General features: G+C 49.6%; 13 protein-coding genes. 4 read left to right on the top strand and 9 right to left on the bottom strand.

What is annotated here, in order from left to right:
* On the top strand, positions 1–823 hold an 823-nt coding region (locus A0251_RS17555), incomplete at its 5' end, for a hypothetical protein (RefSeq protein WP_062817920.1).
* On the opposite strand, the gene A0251_RS16420 is transcribed toward A0251_RS17555, so the two are convergent.
* Complete coding sequence (locus A0251_RS16420) at positions 820–1,149, bottom strand: helix-turn-helix domain-containing protein (RefSeq protein ID WP_008929379.1); 330 nt, start codon at positions 1,147–1,149, stop codon at positions 820–822. The two genes, A0251_RS17555 and A0251_RS16420, sit on opposite strands and share 4 nt — an antisense overlap.
* 211 nt (positions 1,150–1,360) lie before the next feature.
* On the opposite strand from A0251_RS16420, the gene A0251_RS16415 reads away from it, so the two are divergent.
* The 3 genes from A0251_RS16415 (at position 1,361) to A0251_RS16405 (ending at position 2,816) form a co-directional block, all read left to right on the top strand.
* A complete protein-coding gene (locus A0251_RS16415) occupies positions 1,361–1,729 on the top strand; it encodes a hypothetical protein (protein WP_008929378.1) in 369 nt (122 codons plus the stop codon).
* 9 nt (positions 1,730–1,738) lie between these two features.
* Positions 1,739–1,996, top strand: a complete 258-nt coding sequence (locus A0251_RS16410) for a hypothetical protein (protein WP_008929377.1) — start codon at positions 1,739–1,741, stop codon at positions 1,994–1,996.
* A 73-nt stretch (positions 1,997–2,069) separates the two neighbouring features.
* Positions 2,070–2,816 (top strand): hypothetical protein, encoded by a 747-nt coding sequence (locus A0251_RS16405; protein ID WP_062817919.1) that lies wholly within the window; start codon positions 2,070–2,072, stop codon positions 2,814–2,816.
* On the opposite strand, the gene A0251_RS17465 is transcribed toward A0251_RS16405, so the two are convergent.
* From A0251_RS17465 to A0251_RS16370, 8 genes are all read right to left on the bottom strand, one after another.
* Complete coding sequence (locus A0251_RS17465) at positions 2,810–3,133, bottom strand: hypothetical protein (RefSeq protein ID WP_156478311.1); 324 nt, start codon at positions 3,131–3,133, stop codon at positions 2,810–2,812. The genes A0251_RS16405 and A0251_RS17465 overlap by 7 nt on opposite strands.
* 137 nt (positions 3,134–3,270) lie before the next feature.
* Entirely contained in the window at positions 3,271–6,420 is a 3,150-nt protein-coding gene (locus tag A0251_RS16400; RefSeq protein WP_062817918.1) for a type III restriction-modification system endonuclease, read from the bottom strand.
* Between the two features lie 9 nt (positions 6,421–6,429).
* The gene (locus tag A0251_RS16395; RefSeq protein WP_062817917.1) at positions 6,430–8,373 is read right to left on the bottom strand and encodes a site-specific DNA-methyltransferase; all 1,944 of its coding nucleotides are present in this window, start codon (positions 8,371–8,373) and stop codon (positions 6,430–6,432) included.
* Between the two features lie 79 nt (positions 8,374–8,452).
* Entirely contained in the window at positions 8,453–10,570 is a 2,118-nt protein-coding gene (locus A0251_RS16390) for an ATP-binding protein (protein WP_062817916.1), read from the bottom strand.
* The gene (locus A0251_RS16385; RefSeq protein WP_062817915.1) at positions 10,567–11,961 is read right to left on the bottom strand and encodes an SIR2 family protein; all 1,395 of its coding nucleotides are present in this window, start codon (positions 11,959–11,961) and stop codon (positions 10,567–10,569) included. The genes A0251_RS16390 and A0251_RS16385 overlap by 4 nt, the downstream gene beginning before the upstream one ends.
* Before the next feature lie 48 nt (positions 11,962–12,009).
* Entirely contained in the window at positions 12,010–14,706 is a 2,697-nt protein-coding gene (locus tag A0251_RS16380; protein ID WP_062817914.1) for an ATP-binding domain-containing protein, read from the bottom strand.
* Positions 14,699–15,409 (bottom strand): DUF4391 domain-containing protein, encoded by a 711-nt coding sequence (locus A0251_RS16375; protein ID WP_062817913.1) that lies wholly within the window; start codon positions 15,407–15,409, stop codon positions 14,699–14,701. The genes A0251_RS16380 and A0251_RS16375 overlap by 8 nt, the downstream gene beginning before the upstream one ends.
* Positions 15,406–18,717 (bottom strand): helicase-related protein, encoded by a 3,312-nt coding sequence (locus tag A0251_RS16370; protein ID WP_062817912.1) that lies wholly within the window; start codon positions 18,715–18,717, stop codon positions 15,406–15,408. Before A0251_RS16370 ends, A0251_RS16375 begins: the two co-directional genes overlap by 4 nt.
* Between the last annotated feature and the right edge of the window lie 151 nt (positions 18,718–18,868).

The raw sequence follows: 18,868 nt of genomic DNA, 5'->3' as shown, positions 1-18,868 counted from the left end.
GGAAAAGAACGGCAAGCGTCTGCCGGAGAAAGACGACCAATTCACCATCACTACCCAGATCCAGACCCGGGAGGGCTGGCTACCGCATCCGCTAGATGAGGCCCTGCGCCAGGAGGTACAAGGCAAGAAGCTACGCAGCATTCCCGTCACCCTGCCCTTTAATGATCCGGACTTGAACCTGCGGGCGGAGTACACCTTCTTTGAGCGCAAGAGTGGCCGCCCCCTGTGCAGTGGCGACGGGGAGACCTGCCGGCGCCGCACCGACCAGGGCCTGGAGCAGTTACCCTGCCCCTCACCCGACCTATGCGAATTCGGCGCCCACGATCTGTGCAAACCTTACGGGCGGCTGTATGTGCGGATCGGGGAAGAGGATGAACTGGGCTGCTTTGTGTTCCGCACCACCGGATACAACAGCATTCGCACCTTGGCAGCGAGGCTGCGCTACTTCCATGCCATCTCTGGTGGCAACCTGGCCACCCTTCCCCTGGAATTGAAACTGCGCGGGAAGAGCACCACCCAGAGTCACCGGGCGCCGATCTACTACGTGGATCTGACGCTGAGAGCCAATCAATCCATGAAAGAGGCCGTCACCCATGCCCGAGAAGAAGCCAAGGTGATGGAAAATCTGGGGATTAGCCAGGCAGAGCTCGACAAGGTCGCTCAGGCGGGCCTGCTGAATGCCCAGTTCGAGTATGCGGAGGAGGAGGGGTTACAAGTGGTTGAGGAGTTCTCGCACGAGGGATCAGCTCATGCCAGGGAATCCCGTTCTCAATCAACCACTGAGCTAAGTAATAAGCTGGCAGGTAAGCAGGCTGCAGATTAATCCAGTAACGCCTTCAGGCCTTCCTGGCGCCTGTGTGACAGTTTGCGGTAACGCTTTAGCAAATGCGCTTCAGCTTCACTGCGGACTTCCGCGCCGTAGGTACCTGCAGGGTCGGTGACGCCGCCCGCCTCATCTCCACATATCAAGTAGTCCAGAGAAACGCCCAGCACCTGTTTCAGGGCAGGGAAAAGACGAAAACCTGGAGCATCACGACCATTTTCCCATGCGGAAACCGTGGATTTGGTGACATCCAACTCAAAACCCAACTGTTCCTGAGTCAACCCCAATGCCAACCGGGCCGCTTTCAGGCGCTCGGGAAAGCTCATCACGCCCACTCCATCTAACTGATGAAGCAACGCTACGGCAGAGCCATACCTCTGTCGTATCACTACACTTGACCTTAATAGTATTGCATTGCAATACTTTCCGCGTCTTGGATCACATAACCCACCAGCAAGCACCTTCTTTAGGCAGGGCACACTGCTCATGCCTGCCCGGGGATCTCAGGAAGAACCAACTCAAACAAGGAGAAAGACAATGGAAGACTTTGACGCCAGCAATAGCGCTGTAGAGCAACAGGAGCTCAGCAGCATCCAAAAATCCGCTATTGGGTGGGGCATCGCAGCCCTGGTGCTGGCTATCATCATGGTGAGCTACAACAACTCAGCCATGGTGCTGGGGGCCGGTTTGATGGCCAAGATATTCGCAGCCGTCGTGGGAACCGTAACCGGCACTATTGGCGCCTTGATTGGTGACGCTATTCGCCGTTTCGCCAAGCCCGACATGATGTTCACCAGTGGCGGTATGGGATCTCTGATCTGGATCAAGCTGTTCTGGATGATGGGACCGCAAACCGTAGGACTTGTCATTGGCGTAGCCCTGGGCATCAGCCTGGTACTGATGTAAGGAAGCGCTATGAATCAACCCATCAGCATTGCCCTATTAGTCTTCTCCCTGCTTTCTTCCGGGTGCTCGGACGACCCCATGAACAAGGTCAAAGGAGAGTTCCTCGCAGGATGCACGCAAAGCGCCCCTACAGAAATGTGCCGCTGCGCCTTCAATAAGCTGGCTCAGCAGTACTCCATCGAGGAGCTGCAAGGTTTCAGCCAGGGCCGGGGGAATGTCAGACGTTTCTACACCAGTGTCGCTAAAGCTGGCGTGGAATGCCGATGACCCCCTCTTCCTAGCCCGCGACCTACTGCCAGACAGGGTCTTCCCTACCCAATTAACACCCAAAGGTATTCACATGAAACATTCACTCATCAAAACCATCATCATGTCCATGGCTATTTGCTCACTGGCGGGCTGCGGTGAGACATATGACGCAGACAACCCCACCGAGAGCGTTAATGCTCTTAAAGCTGAACTTGAAAACCAAGCAGCGGTAGCTGAGTTCGACGAGCTGTGGGGTATTTACCAGCGGGGCTACGTCAATGACCAGGCAGAAGCCACGGGTCCAGACTACTCTCGTTTCGACGGCATGAACGCTGAAGAGATGCACAAAGAGTTGAGGGAATACGCCGACTGGATCGAAGTAAGCGGTATGTTTATCGCTCCTCCTGGTTACATTGAGTCTGTGGAGACTATGGGCGAAGATGCGGCATTAGCCCAAGCGCGAGCTGAAGCCCAAGGTCAACCGTCCGTCGATATCGAAGTCCGTGGTAATACGGTCTATCTGACCGCCACTGAAGACACGGCAGATATCAATGATATCGTGATCAATAGGGGCAATTGCAGAATCCAATCAAACAAACTCGGTAAACGAATTTCACGGGATGAATATGCCCGCAGGAAAGAAGCGGACCCATCTTACTTCGCGATACAGATAGGCCAAATGGGCCTGTACGCACCGGGAATCTATGAATATATCAAACCCTTTCCGGTAAAAATGAAGTTCGGCCAGAAATTCAAATGGTCCACATACCGTCGCTGCAACATCGTTGAAGTGACAGTAGCCGATGCAAATGGTCAATGGACCTGGGAGTTTCAATAACAAACGGACGGGACTCCCTCGGGAGCCCTGCCTATTTCTTTTTTCTTTGCAACCAAAGACAGCGAAGTGGGTATTTCACATTTTGGAATGGCAAGCCGAACGCGCTCGAGCTCATCTCTTTCTATTACTAGCGAATCTGATATCTCCGCTATCTCAATAACCTCCTTAATCCACAGCCTCACTTCACTCTCAAGCTTCGGCGAAACACTCAGCGACACCAGCTTTTCAAATTCAGCCAGCCATAAATCATCATATCCAGAAGGTTCATGATCAGAAATAAAGCGACCCCAATCATGGAAACATTTGGGAACCGCCAAGCCGCGTTTCCCGGCACGAATCACGAAGGTATGAGAGGCCCCATCTGAGGCAAGCCCATCGAGAGGAGTCCCCGATAACCTGAAGCACACGTTGCAGTGTGCTGCCACCGTCGTTCCTGGATGGCTGCATTGCAAAATTACTTTACAAGCTCCATCAATTTCCCATAGCTATTTACCACGTCATATCTGACATTTTCAGGAGCATACTTCTTGTTAATGTCATCAAAGAACTTGCGAGCGCAGGCAATTTTGGTCTCTTCTATGGGGCGAAGATCCATACTGGACATGGAGCCCTTCGTTTCTGCCACGAAATAGACATGTTTCACCGCCCCTTCTTTAAAAGAGATCGCCCAGTCCGGATTATAGTCGCCAACCGGTGTTGGTATCAGGAACCCCCTGGGCAGCTTGGCGTAAACAACCACTTCTGAACTAGTGTCCAGCTCCCTAACGAAGTCCCGCTCCACCTGAGAATCCGTGATGGCATAGTCGTAGATATGACGTTTCAACCTTTCACCGGCAGCGCTGAAATTCTGCTTGCTCTGGCCATCGGTGAAAATATCCAGCTCATAGCGATCATCAACGGGGTCGTAGGCCAGGTGCTCGACAATCATGGTCGCTTTTTGCTCATTAATCAGCCGAATAGCCTCAGAGATAAAATTCTCTGGATTGGTTTTGAATTGAGAGAAAACGGCATTATTCATGCCCTTCAAGATGGCGGCTACGGTGCGGCGTGTCAGCAACGTTCCTTCAACGATTTTTCCGATAAGGTCATAATGAACGGAGGAATGAATAGAGTTCTTGTTCCTTTCCGTTTCAGTTTCACGAATTTCGAACCCATCTCCTTTCTTAAAGTCCTCATAACCAACCAGCGATTTTTGCTCGCCTTTCTGAACGATGTACTGAAGCGGGGTAACTTTGAGGCCCTTGTCCTTGTCATTAAGAATAGATACGGATTTCTGGACCAATTCTTCGGAGTCGAATTTCACTGTATAAGCGGCTTTACGGTTGATTCGATTCCATAGCGCCTTGAATTCAGCCTTATCGAAATTATTATTTAGCGGGTTCTTCTTAGGGCGCCTGTCATCGCCAATATCAATCACGTCAGCACCGCTAAAGACACTATCAATCAGCGCGAACACCTGCTCAGCATGGGGCTGAAGCTCCTCTGGCAACTGTGCCAAATCACCGTCCTTTTTGTCTTTGTGATAGCTCTCGGTAATATGGTCCGCATCATCGGTGTAGTCATTCTTCAGCAAGTAACGGTAAATTTGCTTGGCCATTTTCTCGGTAACGGTAATATCCCCTTCAGGGGTATGCATTACCTTGCCAGTGAAATAGCCCTCATCGGCCACACGCGGGCGAGCAGACAGGGTCTCGCTGATATCCTTCTGTAGCGCAGCTACAAAGTCCTTGTAACTCTCGCTGGCGACAACCGTGAGCACATTAATGTCATGTACTGTAGCCGGGTGATCCATTCGGTCACCATGCTGATCCACCGCCAGACGCAAGCCTCGCCCTACCTCTTGGCGACGTGAAACCGTGTTATCGCTGTGCTTGAGGGCGCAGATCACGAAAACGTTTGGATTATCCCAGCCCTCGCGCAGAGCTGAGTGGGAGAAGATAAAGCGCACCGGTTCATCGAAAGAAAGCAGCCGCTCTTTGTCTTTAAGAATCAAGTCGTAGGCGTCTACATCATCCGCCTCACCAGCACCTTCACCCCGAGCCTTCACCTTGGGGTCCACAAGCTTCTTGCTCTTTTTGTCGATAGAGAAGTAACCATTGTGAGTCTTATCAACGTCAATGGCTTTCAGGTACTGAATATAAGGCGTTTCATCCAGGTCCAGCACTTCGTTCAGGTACTGATTGTATTCTTCCTCGAAAATGCGGGCGTATTCGCCCTTCTCATCTTCGGCATCGTAATCACGGTATTTGGCCACCTCGTCAATAAAGAACAAGCTCAGCACCTTGACACCCTGCTGGAACAGCGCCTGCTCTTTATCAAAATGGGCCTTGATGGCTTCGCGAATCTGAATACGGCGCAGGGTAGCTTCGTTGACATCCCTTGAGACATCACCCACAAACAGCTCTTCACCATTCGTAAAGCTCAGGGTATCCGTATTAGCGTTGATATCCGCCACCACAAAACCCTTGTACTGGTCCAATCCACCAGAGAGCTCAAACAGGTTATCGCCCTTGGATAACTTGCGCAGCACCTGCTTGATCGTGCCATTGGCCTGCTTCTTCTCAAGTTCCACACGGGCGATAGGTGGATGGGTGCTGGATATCTCGATGGACTGTAGATAGAGGTAAGCGTTAGTACCTGCCAACCCCTTAACCGCGATACCTCGCACGGCGATTTTCTTGACCAGTTTTTGATTGTAGGCATCCAGGGCATCCAACCGGTGGATCTTGTTGTGACTGGTTTTATGGGTGGCAGAATAACGCAGCACCATCAATGGCCGGAAATTGGCCAGGGACTTGAGGGTTTTGTCCCCCTCCATTTTTTGTGGCTCATCCAGGATCAATATAGGACGGTTAGCACTAATCACATCAATCGGGCGCCGGGATTGAAAGTCGTCCAGCTCTTCGTAAATGCGCCGCGCGTCCTTGCCAGTAGCATTGAATGCCTGCACGTTGATAACCATCACGTTAATACCAGCATCCGACGAAAAGCTCTCCAAATGGTGCAGCTGCTTAGAGTCGTAAATGAAAAACCGAGCTTTCTTGTGATACGTCTCCAGAAAGTGTTCGGCGGTAATTTCGAGGGACTTGGCCACACCTTCTCGAATAGCGATGGAAGGCACCACGATAATAAACTTGCTCCATCCGTACTGCTTGTTAAGCTCAAAAATGCTTTTGATATAACAATACGTTTTCCCGGTGCCCGTCTCCATTTCAACATCCAAGTGCAGGTGACTAATATCAGCTGCCAGTTTTTTGTACTTGGCTTTAACGGGAACTTGCGAGCCTTTGTTGTTTAACGTGAAGAAGTCATCTAATGCACTAGTAACAGGCAGATTTTGTTGCCGTTGCACCTGCTGGATATTCTCCAACAACTGCTCATCAGGCAACACAATATCCGCATTACGAAAAGCCGCATCTTGCTCGGCTGGCTCAGCCTCTTCCCCAAATAAAGCAGATTGGGGGCTAGCGGATGCAGGTGCTGGCCTAACCCCCGGGTCCATACGATAGCGGACACCACACAGGTTAGGCTGCCCGGAGAAACAATCGACTACAGCCTGCACAGCTGCGCTCTGGTAGGCCTGTGTCTTGAACTTGAGCTTCATACCGTTGCCTTAGATGCACTTCACTTCGGTGGAGGGAGACAGCTGCTTGAAAATCTGTTCCACATTGATGCGCACAGCATCATCCTTAAAGCCAGCATCGCGAAAGACTGCACGCAGCGGCACAGTTTTGGCCAGCTCCTTGACGAAATTCTCGTCAATCCTACCGTGAGCATCGAAACATGCAACCAAGGCGTTGCAATCCACGAAGAAGACCTCACGCCCTTGAATATCTTGCTTTTCGATGGGAAGTGCCAAGTCTATCCCCCAGTCCAACATCACCTGAAACAGCAGGTCTTCTGGGGTGCGGCCGGGCTTAATGTTATCGATAAAAAAGTCAATATTTTTCTTGTCTAATGAATCTGGCGAATAGTAAACCTCAGTCATGTTAGACATATCGACTTTTAATACACGGAAGCCGACATCTCCACTCCACCCTTCTCGGTATTCGCCTTTAATAACATTTTTTCCGGATCGGCGGATGCGTTCTTTGCCAATATCCGCAATAACTCGAAACCCCTCCTTGCCGGCCTGTGACCCTGGATCAACTTGCTCTGGAAGCTGGACCATTATAAACCTTCTATTACCACCATCCTCAGCATTAACCGAGAAGACAGCCTCAGCGGTAGATGCAGACCCCGAAAAAAAGTCCATGACTATAGAGTCTCTATGGCTACCAATCTTTACTAATTTTGACAATAGTTCAGGTGATTTTGGGAAATCCATGATTGCGGACCCAAACAAATTTTTTATTGCTTTCCTTCCATAATCATTTGTTATTTCTTTTTCTGTCCATAACGACTTAACTAATGTTTTAGCTATATCGCCATCCGCATTATGCAAATAGTCTTTTCGAAAAACACGCCATTCACTTCCAATTTGTTCAGCGAATAATAGGCCCCCTTCCTTCAAAACCTTATCTTTACCCCATGTCCAGCAGGTCTTAACACCATTTGGAGCATCTGGCCAAACCTCTACTGTGTGCTCAACATCCTTTTCAAGAGAAACCTTGCCAGTCATTTCATTAACATAAAGCGGGTAGTAGAGCTTAGGACGAGTATCTGGGTTAAAAGATTGGTTTCGATTCCTTAGACCAAGGAGTCGGAAGGGACCACTTTCATCCTCTCTATTATATTCCTTAACCATTCGGCCTTCTTTTTCGATTCCATGGATGGAATTAGCATTCAGCCCATCCTTAACGAACACAAGCACCGTTTCATGCGTCTTTGCAACGAAGCGGTCGAGGTGACGCCCTCTGGGATTCAACTGAACAGCCAGTTGCGCCACATAGTTTTCTGCTCCAAATATCTCCGAACCAATAGAAATAAGATTATGCGCTTCATTGTCATCAATACTTACAAACAAGACTCCATCATCACTCAGCAACCTACTTGCCAGTCGCAGTCTTGAATACATCATGGTTAGCCAATCGGAGTGGAATCGTCCATTGGAGGCAGAATTAGAAATAAGCCTATTGCCCTCTTCGTCCATTTGGTTAGAGCGCTTTAGGTAATCATCAACACATTCTGCAAAATCATCTTCGTAGATAAAATCATTTCCGGTGTTATAGGGCGGATCGATATAGATCATTTTCACCTTGCCAAGATAAGTCTCCTGCAATAATTTCAACGCATCCAGATTATCGCCTTCGATAAACAAGTTCTGAGTACTGTCAAAATCCACACTCTCCTCACGACAGGGGCGCAGCGTCTTGGCAATGGGCGCATTAGCAGTCAAAAGTGCCTCGCGCTTTCCCGGCCAGTTCAGATGGTAGCGCTCTTGCGGCCCCTCTACGATGGAGTCACTCAACTCCTGACGCAACTGATCAAAGTCTACTGCCAGCTTCACGCCACCATCCTCGTCTTTCGCCTCTGTAACGCACCCAGGGAATAGCTCCCGAATACGGGCAATGTTCTCTTGTGTCATGTCTGGCGAGTGCATTTTCAATTTGTCCATGTTTTGCTCTCTTACTGCTGATTTGATTCAGCGGTGTAATTCTCTATTTGATTTTTCTGTACACGGTTTGGAAAGCGCCCTAGAACGGAATATCGGTATCATCCTCATCGGTGCGGCCAATCAAGTCCTCTGTGTCATCATCCGTATCGCTTGTTTGTACCTGTTGCCAATCAGAGGCGATTTCCTTCCAGTCGACGTTTCGCGCCGACTCCCCAGACCATACCGACCAGAAATCTGGGTCATCCGACTTTGGTCGATGCTCGGCGCGCAAACCATTCATCTTCACAAGCACCGGCAGCTCTGATGCCCACCCCAGCAAAATGGCATGCTGAGACGGTAAAGACGGAAGATCACGCAACAATCCACGAAGATTGTCCGGGACCAGTTTATGCACCAAGTCCTGGTCACGATCATTGCTGATCCGGTGCAATAAGTAGCTGTTGCATTGAGAAAGCACTGTTGGAGAAAGCTCACTGGGTCGCTGCGATGATAGCACTAGACCCAAGCCGAACTTTCGCCCTTCACGTGCTATTTTCTCGAAAACTTGACAGCAAATCGCAGCTGAGTTCTGGTTCTCTGCATCGTCAGAGTATCGACGAATAAACGTGTGAGCCTCTTCCATGACTAATGCGGTTGGTAAGGTCTTGCCCTTATTAAGGTTGCGGTAACGTTGCAAGGCCTCCAGCGTCATGCGCGCCACTACAGCCGTGATAATGTGCACTACTTCTGCTGGCACTAATGACAGGTCAATTACCGTAACCGAGCCATTTGCGGCTTGGTTGCCACCGATATAGTCAGCTAACCAACCATCTAGCGTTGTATCCTCCAAACCGCTGGTGATATTTTTCATGCGGCTGTCCGAAAGAATAGTTCGGATACGCATTAACATGGTCTCAACGAACTCGGAGACATTTAACAACTCTGCATTGGCTTCCACGCTGCGTAGAAGCTGATCACCTGTAAAGGCGCGAGGAACATCTGCGTCGACAGGGAGAGCATCCGTGTCACTGCCCCCGAAAACAGAATGCGTCTCGCTCAACATGTTAAGAAGCGCTTCTACTTCCCCAAGATTAAAGACCTTCGGCCATGGACCTGGATGTTCACTATTCAAATTGTCGATATGGATTAACAAATTATCGAGGGCTTCATCTTCCTCTGTACTAAATGAAGCGTCTTTAATTAGACACTTTTTCCATTCCGCTAGTTTTTCGCTAAATCCTTTTGCCGGTCCAGGCCCTTTCCATGGATTACCGGAGTTTCGATCCATAAGCAGAGCAGAGATTAATGTACGTAAATAGCGGCGCATCTCATGACTTGGTGTAACTGCGGTCGCCAAAGACCCATCGCGGACTGAACGAAGGGACTGAATAAGCGTTGGCCGCTGTGTTTTTGCACTAGCTTGGGTAAATGCGCCCCATTCCGTGCTATTCCAGAACCACAAGGGCACCTGCAATTGCTCGACGCTCTCACTTGATTCAACCGCAAATACGCGAACATCTCCCATATCCTTGAAGGTATTGGCATACTCCCCATTGGGGTCAAGAACGATAAAGCGTGCATTGGGGTTAACCCCGCTTTTTTTCTTCGCTGCTTCCAGCGACCAGCGGATCAGCCCTGCCACGGAGCAGGACTTCCCACTCCCTGTGTTCCCCAGCACTGCCAGGTGGCGCCCGAAGAGGCGATCAGGATCAACGCAAACCTCAGCATTGGCCGCCAGGGGGCTTGTCCCAATTTTTACATGGCGGTTATCACCAGATTCAACAATAGACCTGAGTTGTACTTCAGTAGGCAGTAACACCGGGTCACCAACGGTGGGGTAGGATTCAACGCCCCGTTTGAAACTAAATTCATCGGATTCGCCCCTCCTGCCTTCATAAACAAGGCTCCCGAGGGGGTTGAGACTCATCTTTCGCAGTGGATATGGCAAGTCGACCAGGCCGAAGTCCTGCATCCCTTTTCGTTTTGGATACTGAGAGCGCTCAATGGTAATCCACTCTACTTGGGCAACCAGATGGCCTTGGTCACTCGGAATCAAGACATACCCATTGATTCGCGGAAAGGGGCGAGGCATGCCTGTGTTCAGCGCCACAGCATCTGGCGTCTCGATATCCAAAAGGACTTTGACTTCGTCTGGTGATACAAAGTCTACGGTGCCTATACGGAGCGAGTCAGCATACGCTTGGGGAGATACTGTCATATCAATCCACCCAAGTCGTCAGACTGCGCCTTCCCTGAAGACTGATTAACTGGCCCCTGTTGAGCATCAAATCTCTGTTTCAGTAACTCGCTCATACGAGAGGTAGTCTTATCAATAGAGGCTTTGGGCAGAAAGCTTTCTGTCAGAATGCTTAAGTCAGCCAGTGCGGGGCCAATCATCAGGCTGATCTGAGATGACCGGCCAATTTCATCATAATTTTTCATTATCCGGCCCAGGTTATCATCCCTTGATATCACAACCAGGTGCGTCGATGGGATAGTGAGCATATCTCGAATTACGCGGTTGATATGTTCATCCCCAAAACTATAGCCATAGGTAACGAGCGTACTGTTTGGGCGGCAAACAGCGGATGCGAGGTCACGGAACAATTCAACATAAGGATAGTTTGCGGTCTCCTGATCTTTTGCCGCGTTGGGATAAATCATCAATTTGTTTTCTGTGACGCCCTGGAAACCTGGAACATTCAGATAAGGAGCCACTTCATCCGCCCCCAACGGTAGACCTATACGGCGTATATCCCTCCCAGTTTGCACCCAATCGACCGAGCCATGTAATTTTGTATAGCGTGCAACGCCTTCCAGATAGCGCGGCTCACCACGAATGCCTGGCGGATTATAGTGCATATCCAGATCTAACCGCGACGACCTGAATATTGGCATTAGATTGCCCAAAAAACGATCAAGCAAATGCAAGCCTGCCAATTCAGCACCGGCTTCCACTAAACGATCATAATTCGTTGTAAATATGTTCAGCCGGTCGCGCACACCTGTACGGCTGGCAAAGCTCATTAAAAAGGTCACTAAGGTATTTAGCGCTTGATCCCTTTTCTCTGCGTCCGCTGAAACAATACCCTTCTCGCTTTCAAGAATGGATTTTGCGAACTCCGACATCCCATCCTTCAGCTCATCTCGGAGTGAACCTGCTGAGTCATCCCCAAGAATATCCAAACCTCGAAGAAGTTCATTCGCAATTCTCAACTGGTCTTCCAGGTTCCCCTTTTCCCGACCAGCTAATTCTGCTGATTTTTCGGCTTCCCTATCGATCTCAACACTTTTTGTTTTAAGAGGAAGCTTGTTCATTCCTGCTGCCGGCTTACCTTGTGCCAAGCAGTGAACAGCATGCGTCAGTCCCGAACCTGCTAACAGGGATAGGTGTTCAGACTGGAATAGCGAGGTCAGCCATGGCTCGATCCTTTTCCTCAGGACCTTGGTGCAGCTCCCTTCTTCCTGAGCCCATGCCGCATCTGAACCCTCCTTCCAATCTATACTTTCGTCATCATTTTTGTTGAAGTACAGAGGCCTTGGGTCATCTCTGACCTTTAATATATTGAGAAACTCTCCCTGTTTAACCTGATCACCTGCCTCGCTCATTATTAGGCCCCTTAGCTTCCAGCCGTTAATTTGATTTGAATCTTTAGCCTACTGCTGCCAGTTAATGCCAAAGTGCGCCCTTAACCCCTCAATATCCTTTGGCAAATTCGCCTCACAGGTCATTCCAAGATACGTGGCTGCGCGTGTTGCCCCCACATACAGGTACTTATCGAACAGGCTGGGATATTTTTTCGCGAGTTGATCAATACCCACATAGAAAGCAGCTTCAAATTCCAGGCCCTTGATATGCTGTATGTCAAATACACGCACATGTCCCTCTTGGCCCACAGCCTGACCTTTGAGACACGGAACAACCCGAATATTGTGCTCAGAGAGCTTGGCATTTACCGCTTCAGCAAGGGGGTCTACATCCGCTTCATTATTTACGAATATGGCCGTAGACGGTAACTGGCCGATGGATTCTTCGATTTCACAGATTCGCTCAGATAACCATTCCGCGACGCATTCAATACTGTCCGCGCCCTCTATTAAGGCGGGCACAACACCCTCGCAATCCATATTGGCCGGTAAGGTCGCTTCGCTGTCCGCATTGCCAAAATTCTTAATAATAGCCCTTGCCAGTTCGTTTAGCTGCCTGCTCTGCCGGTAAGAAACGGTTATTTGCTGTATATCAAAATCTGGAAATACCCACTTCAGTTCATCTCGCGATTGGGCACCCCAAGAGGTAAGCCGTTGATTGAAGTCACCGCTGGCAAAAAATGACGGCAAGCGCGGATTAGTCAATGCAGCCATACATGCCAGCTGTATGGGAGAAAAGTCTGTTGCTTCATCTACTAGCACCTGATGGCGGTAATGTCCCATAATCGATTGGAGTGATGACCAGGCAGGATCATTGAGATTGCGCAGAACGTTTTTCCTGCCAAGGAGCTCTGCAGCTGATCGCAGCATAGACAAAAGAATAATATCTAACTCCAGGGGATGGAGGTCTTTCGCATCAAACCTCTCTCTTCTGTACCAGCGCTCTTCCTTCTGCCTTTCTCTCCGAAATGCGCGATACCTTTTCGGCACGCCGTCAAGGTAGCGCTTTACCGGATTAATAAAGTGACGTGCGTTAGTCTGGATGACCAAACTAATACCTACTTCAGACAGATCACTTTTTGATAAAATCCGATCATCAAGCCACTCAATGATTTTCCCGATCCTGGAATTTTTGCTGATAGTGCGGCCAGACGCCGTAGCGCGAGCTTGGGCACGCACTGCGCTCATGTATGCGCTCAAAGCTGCAGCACGCCCGGTTCGTGGCGCGAGACCGCCCTCTTCATCTTCATCGTAATCCGGTTCTTCCTGGTCACTCTCTTCAGCGGATTGAAGCTGCCTGAGAGAGTCGATGAATACCGAAAACTCATCCAGGAAACTGCGACTTTTATTAAGTTGCAAGTTCAGGGCTCCCCTAATTTTCCTGTCTGTTTTTTCTTTCAGTTCGACAACAAGCTTTTGAATCCCGGCGCTATCTCCCGCCAGAAGCTCAAACATTGCTGAAATAGATGATTTATCTGACTTCTTGACAGTGGCATTTAGACGATAACCAAGGGCAGCAATGTCTGAGATTTTGGATTCTTTAAGCCTGATAGAAGAATCAAGCAATTCCTGGAGGTAGATTCCTTTCTGCCAAGCATCGAAATCTTCAAACCAAGCGATTGCATCCACCTTGGAGTCCTCGGCCAGATTCTGAATCTCCTCTTTCAACACGTAGGAGCCACCACCGCTTGACGTCTTCAGCACGCCGAAAGTATTTCTCGCCAACTCTCTTCGATAATCCTGCCATGTGCGGATACGCTGATCTGATGCTGGCACTCCTTCACGAGAGAATGCTTCCTTCAGGTACTGCTTCAGAAGTTCGGTAGGCGTAAACATCAGCCAGCTATTTGCGTGGGGTGGTGACTCCGGCGCATTAATGGCATTAATTAAATTTCGTTCGTTCTGATCCAGGAAATCGATATCAAGCTTTTGACCAAGACGCCGTATCAAGGTCGTGGTTTTCCCGGTGCCAGGTGGCCCCATAATCATTAATCGGCGGTCAAGGGGAAGACGAAATATTTCATCCTGATACCGATCAAGTATTGGTTGATCTCGGAGCCCCATCCTTGTGATTCGTCTCCGCCGCAGGCCCCTTATGATATTCTTATTTTCCTCCTCTTCCGCCAACATCTGATCAAGTATATTTTCGACTTCGCTATCGCTTGCGTCCTTAGGCAACAGGGCACGCAAAGATTCAATAGTTATTAGGCCGATGCTATCAGACTCAAAAACGCTATCTTTCGAATCCCACCCGTGGTCATTCTTGCCGGGCCTTAGCTTTACTCGCTCTATGACTTCAAGAGTGCGCCCGTTAGGAAGCGTGAGTTCATCTCCAATTTCCAAAGAAGCCAACCGCCCGACCGGAGCGCGATAACTGACAACCCCATTAACCCCACCGGATGCACGACAAATATAGTAAATTTCTTCATCCCCACTCTCACCCAATGCAACCACACGGGCAATGGCAGGCTCAACGGACAGCGTTCGATAATTCTCGATGGCGGCCAGGTTCGCCTGATTCATCCGCTCAATCGTCTCCTCAGACGTCATGGTATTGACATACCCCAACGCTTCAGCACTTTGGGATGGAGGACTTTGTAAGCCTGCTTTAGCCGCTTCTTCGATAACCAAAAAATGAGATAGCGTATTCTCAGCAAGGCCACCAAGGTTTTCATTGTCTGAATCCAAAATATCAGGCTCACTCATTGCCGCCCCCTCTCTTTATTTGTTCTAATTCTTCCTTCAGCTTTCTCAAGCGGCTATTAACATCCACTTTACGGTTGAACTGCTTTTCGCGTTCCAGCATGGACTGTGTTTTTTCTATTTCTCGCTCTTTTGCACGCGCCCTGCTTACGCGATTAATCAGCTTTTCAAGATTCTCATTATTTTGGGTTCGCAGTGGAATGAGTCGCTGTAATATCTGCTTGTATAGCGAGCCTAGATCAAGAGCTACAGGCAAAGCTTCCCGTGGTTTTCCTGCCGGCCCCCAGTTACTGGCGAAGTAACCATCGATTACCCATTTATCTAGCTTCGCTTCGCTTGGGCGTTTGTAACCAGCTACAAGACGAATCTGCTCATCAGCCCTAATCAGCTCAAAGAGGACAGGAAAACCAATAGCGCCGTCAATGCAGCGCAGTACGTCTTCGGGCAACCCATCACCAGAGCCTTCCTGCTTCAAAAATACGCGAAAGATCTGAATTTCGGGTACGGATCGAGTGGCAGGCAGGTTGAGCGTTTCCGGGGCCAGCTTGTTTTGCCATACAATTTTCTCCACCTGCCGAGTCAGTAGCTCCCGCACCCGCTTACCAGGTTTGGCTGCATCAATGATACGGCGCTTGGGAACTTGACGGCCCACCCGGGTATGCTCCGGGCAGTCAAACAGGACGTCACTTTTGGCCTGCTCGCTCATTCTTGCGGCTCCGGCAGAATGACGATGAATGACAGTAGCTCAAAGTCATCAAGCCCATTAATCGCATTCGTAAGTGCCGTGGTACGGCCGCCTTTAAACAGGCTGTCCAAGTCTTTTTCTTCCTGCACCTCGATAATACTACCTATAGCCTGGTCCAATAGAGTCGAATAACTATCCATTTTACGCCCGTCGGCAGTGATACGGTTAAAGGGTGTATAGACCTCCGGAAGTGCCTGGGCGCGGCCTTTGCACGCACTGCGAGCCAAGTCGAGAAGGCGTTTGACCTGAGTGTGATCACTCAGCACTTGGCCATCCTGGCTGATATATACCAGGTAGTAAGGATGAAGGAGGTTATGGTTAGGTAAATGGGGTGCAGCGTTGATTTCGGCATTTCGGTTACGCAGCGTGAAAATAACACCCGGCTCCAACCCTTTATCCAGGTTTGCCGGAATCACTGTGTGAAGGCCGTTGGGCACCTTGTCCAATTCGCCATTAGCTTTCACATAGTTGAGTAGATCCATGCGAAAGTCATTGAGCCCCAGGTCTGTGATGGCAATTCCGGTTTTCAGATCTTCCAACTCGATGACTTCTTCTTGCAGCCGGCGTAGTTGTTCCTTGCGGTAAGCCACGTCGTTGGCCTGGGCGGAGAGCACGTTGTCATCGCCGGTAGCGGTCACGTCGACGATGGTCATACGGCTTTCGACCCGCTCTTTAAGGTTGATGTACTCATCCAAGGAGATATCTGGCCAGTAATTAGCCAGCTGAATGCTCTGGTTTGGGGAGCCAATGCGGTCCACCCGACCAAAGCGCTGGATAATGCGTACCGGATTCCAGTGGATGTCGTAATTAATCAAATAATCGCAATCTTGTAGGTTTTGACCTTCGGAAATGCAATCGGTGGCAATCAGCAAATCGATTTCGCCGGGCTCGTCAGACATGACAGATGACTTTTCTTTGGCTTTAGGCGCAAAGAGAGTGAGCACTTCCTGAAAATCATAATGTTGCCGCCGGGTGCGGCTCTGCAAAGTAGACTTTGGTCCGCCTTGGCCTGTGATTCTGGCACTATGGAGGCCGCAGCTTTCCTGTAGAAGTGGTGCCAAGTTTTGATAAAGGTAATCTGCCGTGTCTGCGAACGCGGTGAAAATCAGCACCTTTCTGTTGCCTGGGTTTATCGGGCTGGCAATCTTGCCCAACACATGATCCTTTAGATGCTGGAGCTTGGCATCGTCTCGCGGTCCGATTTTCTCCATTTCGGTGAGCAAGCCTTTGATAATTTCCAGATCACTCTGGAGCTCGCGCTCCCAGGAAGGAAGATCCATATCGGAAAGGCTAATCTTTACCTTTCCGCCGACCAGGTTTCCGCTATCCTCGAATTCCGGAATTTCGTCATCTTCTGGGTCAAGTGTTTCCAAGATATCAGTGTAATCACTGATATCCCTCTCGCCACCGGATTGGTGATACTCGGAGATTCGCTCGAGCGTGCTCTGGTGGTTATCTCTCAGGGTTTGCAAAGTAAGACGGAAAGCATGCACTGAGCTTTCCAAGCGTTTTAGCAGGTTCACTGTCATCAGTGCCTGCAAGCTCTTTTCCCTGTCGGTTTGTTTGAGCTTCCCTCCACCGCTTGAGACCTGAGTGTCGTATAGTTCCTCATATTTTTTCAGTCGGCTAGGCAGGATGTAACTAACTGGCGCATAGACCGCCAGTTTGAGCAGGGCGAGCTGCTGGTAGATATCATTAAAACTCATGGTGTCGCCCAGCATGGTCAACGGGCAACGAAATGAGAGCGGCTTACGACGTTCAGGGAAATGGCCGATGTCAGTGGTATCGTAGAAGGTTGTAATATGCTTGCGTGATCGCGCAATGGTAACGCTGTCTAGCAATTCGAAAAAATCAAAATCCAGGGAGTTCAGTATGGCTTTCGCTGTGCGTTCTTGGGGCGGCAATTTTGACCAATTGTTGAATGCCGTTTGCGCATTACGAAATATCTTTTCCACAGAATGACTGGTTCGCAACTTGCTGCTCAGATTCTCCGAACTGCCTTCATAGGCAAGCGCCAATTGGTTGCGCAAATCGTTAAATCGGTTATTTACCGGCGTAGCTGAAAGCATCAAGACCTTGGTTTTTACCCCCGCCTTAATAACCTTATTCATCAGTTTCTGGTAGCGGGTTTCCTTGTCTTTGTAGGCATCGTTGTTGCGAAAGTTGTGGGATTCATCAATGACAACCAGGTCATAGTTACCCCAGTTCACGCGATTGAGGGCCATGCCAAAAGACTCCCCACCGGTTCGGCTGAGGTCGGTATGGCAAAGTACGTCGTAATTAAAGCGGTCTTCGGCGAATATATTGGTGGTTAGATTACTGTTGTAGTTCAACCAGTTGTCAGCAAGCTTTTTGGGACAGAGCACCAATACTGAGCGATTGCGTAATTCGTAGTACTTGATTACCGCCAATGCGCTGAAAGTTTTCCCCAACCCCACGCTGTCCGCAAGGATGCAGCCATTGTAAGTTTCCAGCTTGTTGATAATGCCGATAGCGGCATCTTTCTGGTAATTAAACAGCTTCTGCCAGACAAGAGTGTCCTGGTACCCTGTCCGGTCGTTGGGGAGCACATCCTCATCAATATCTTCCAGGAATTCATTGAAGATGTTGTAGAGCATCAAGAAATAGATGCTCTCTGGGGAGTTCTCGCGATATACAGACTCAATATGCTCACAAACCTGATCTGTTACGTCCTCCAGTTTTTCGGAATCTTCCCATATCTGATCAAACAGGCTTAGATAGCTAGCTGTGCTGGCCTGGTCATTAACTTTGTGTACGAAGTTTGAAACCGCATCGCCCTGTTGATACCCAAGATCGACAGCAGTGAAGCCATGCAGTGGCATGTAGGCTGTACTCGCGCCCTGTTCGTTCACACAAGCGAACTGCTGCATCGCAGATTTACTGTGGTTGCTCTTGAAGGTGACCTTACGGCGCATCCAGTCTGCACATTCACGGGCTATGGCCCGCTGGGTGAGCTTGTTGCGCAGCTGTATCTCAAACTCACTGCCGTATAAACTCCGTTCACGCTCCAGTTGTGGAATATGAAATTCGCGGCGCTCCTTGCGAAGTTTATCGGTCACCTCACTGGGCACGAAGGCTGGGGAAGTAAAGATAAACTGCAAGCTTTCAATTTGCTCCAGCTCATCTTTGAGAGCTTCAAAGGCATAGATGGAGAAGCATGAGGCAGCAATTTTCAGCCTGGCGCCAGATTTTAAGGTTTTCTTGAGATCATCGCCCAGTAGCTGGTTAATGTTATCGATCAGCTCCATTTATCCCCTCGCCTATAGCGCAGCGCTTTTATCTGATATCCGTGCGGCATTGCTCCCCCTAAATACGAGCGCTATAAACCACACCCCAACCCGAGAGAACCGGCTCACACAGCAAGTATCAAAAAATTGTACACAAATGCCAGCCGGCATT

Origin of the sequence: Alcanivorax sp. NBRC 102024 (assembly GCF_001602235.1) — a bacterium.
Taxonomy (GTDB): Bacteria; Pseudomonadota; Gammaproteobacteria; order Pseudomonadales; family Alcanivoracaceae; genus Alcanivorax.
The sequence above is the reverse complement of the archived record's forward strand: the minus strand, read 5'-3'. Positions and strand labels throughout refer to the sequence as shown.

Excerpts from the sequence above, each read along its gene's own strand:
- A0251_RS16410 (WP_008929377.1), top strand. The coding sequence starts at position 1,739 with ATGAATCAACCCATCAGCATTGCCCTATTAGTCTTCTCCCTGCTTTCT.
- A0251_RS16375 (WP_062817913.1), bottom strand. The coding sequence starts at position 15,409 with ATGAGCGAGCAGGCCAAAAGTGACGTCCTGTTTGACTGCCCGGAGCAT.
- A0251_RS16395 (WP_062817917.1), bottom strand. The coding sequence starts at position 8,373 with ATGGACAAATTGAAAATGCACTCGCCAGACATGACACAAGAGAACATT.
- A0251_RS16405 (WP_062817919.1), top strand. The coding sequence starts at position 2,070 with ATGAAACATTCACTCATCAAAACCATCATCATGTCCATGGCTATTTGC.
- A0251_RS16385 (WP_062817915.1), bottom strand. The coding sequence starts at position 11,961 with ATGAGCGAGGCAGGTGATCAGGTTAAACAGGGAGAGTTTCTCAATATA.
- A0251_RS16380 (WP_062817914.1), bottom strand. The coding sequence starts at position 14,706 with ATGAGTGAGCCTGATATTTTGGATTCAGACAATGAAAACCTTGGTGGC.
- A0251_RS16420 (WP_008929379.1), bottom strand. The coding sequence starts at position 1,149 with ATGAGCTTTCCCGAGCGCCTGAAAGCGGCCCGGTTGGCATTGGGGTTG.
- A0251_RS16415 (WP_008929378.1), top strand. The coding sequence starts at position 1,361 with ATGGAAGACTTTGACGCCAGCAATAGCGCTGTAGAGCAACAGGAGCTC.
- A0251_RS16390 (WP_062817916.1), bottom strand. The coding sequence starts at position 10,570 with ATGACAGTATCTCCCCAAGCGTATGCTGACTCGCTCCGTATAGGCACC.
- A0251_RS16370 (WP_062817912.1), bottom strand. The coding sequence starts at position 18,717 with ATGGAGCTGATCGATAACATTAACCAGCTACTGGGCGATGATCTCAAG.
- A0251_RS16400 (WP_062817918.1), bottom strand. The coding sequence starts at position 6,420 with ATGAAGCTCAAGTTCAAGACACAGGCCTACCAGAGCGCAGCTGTGCAG.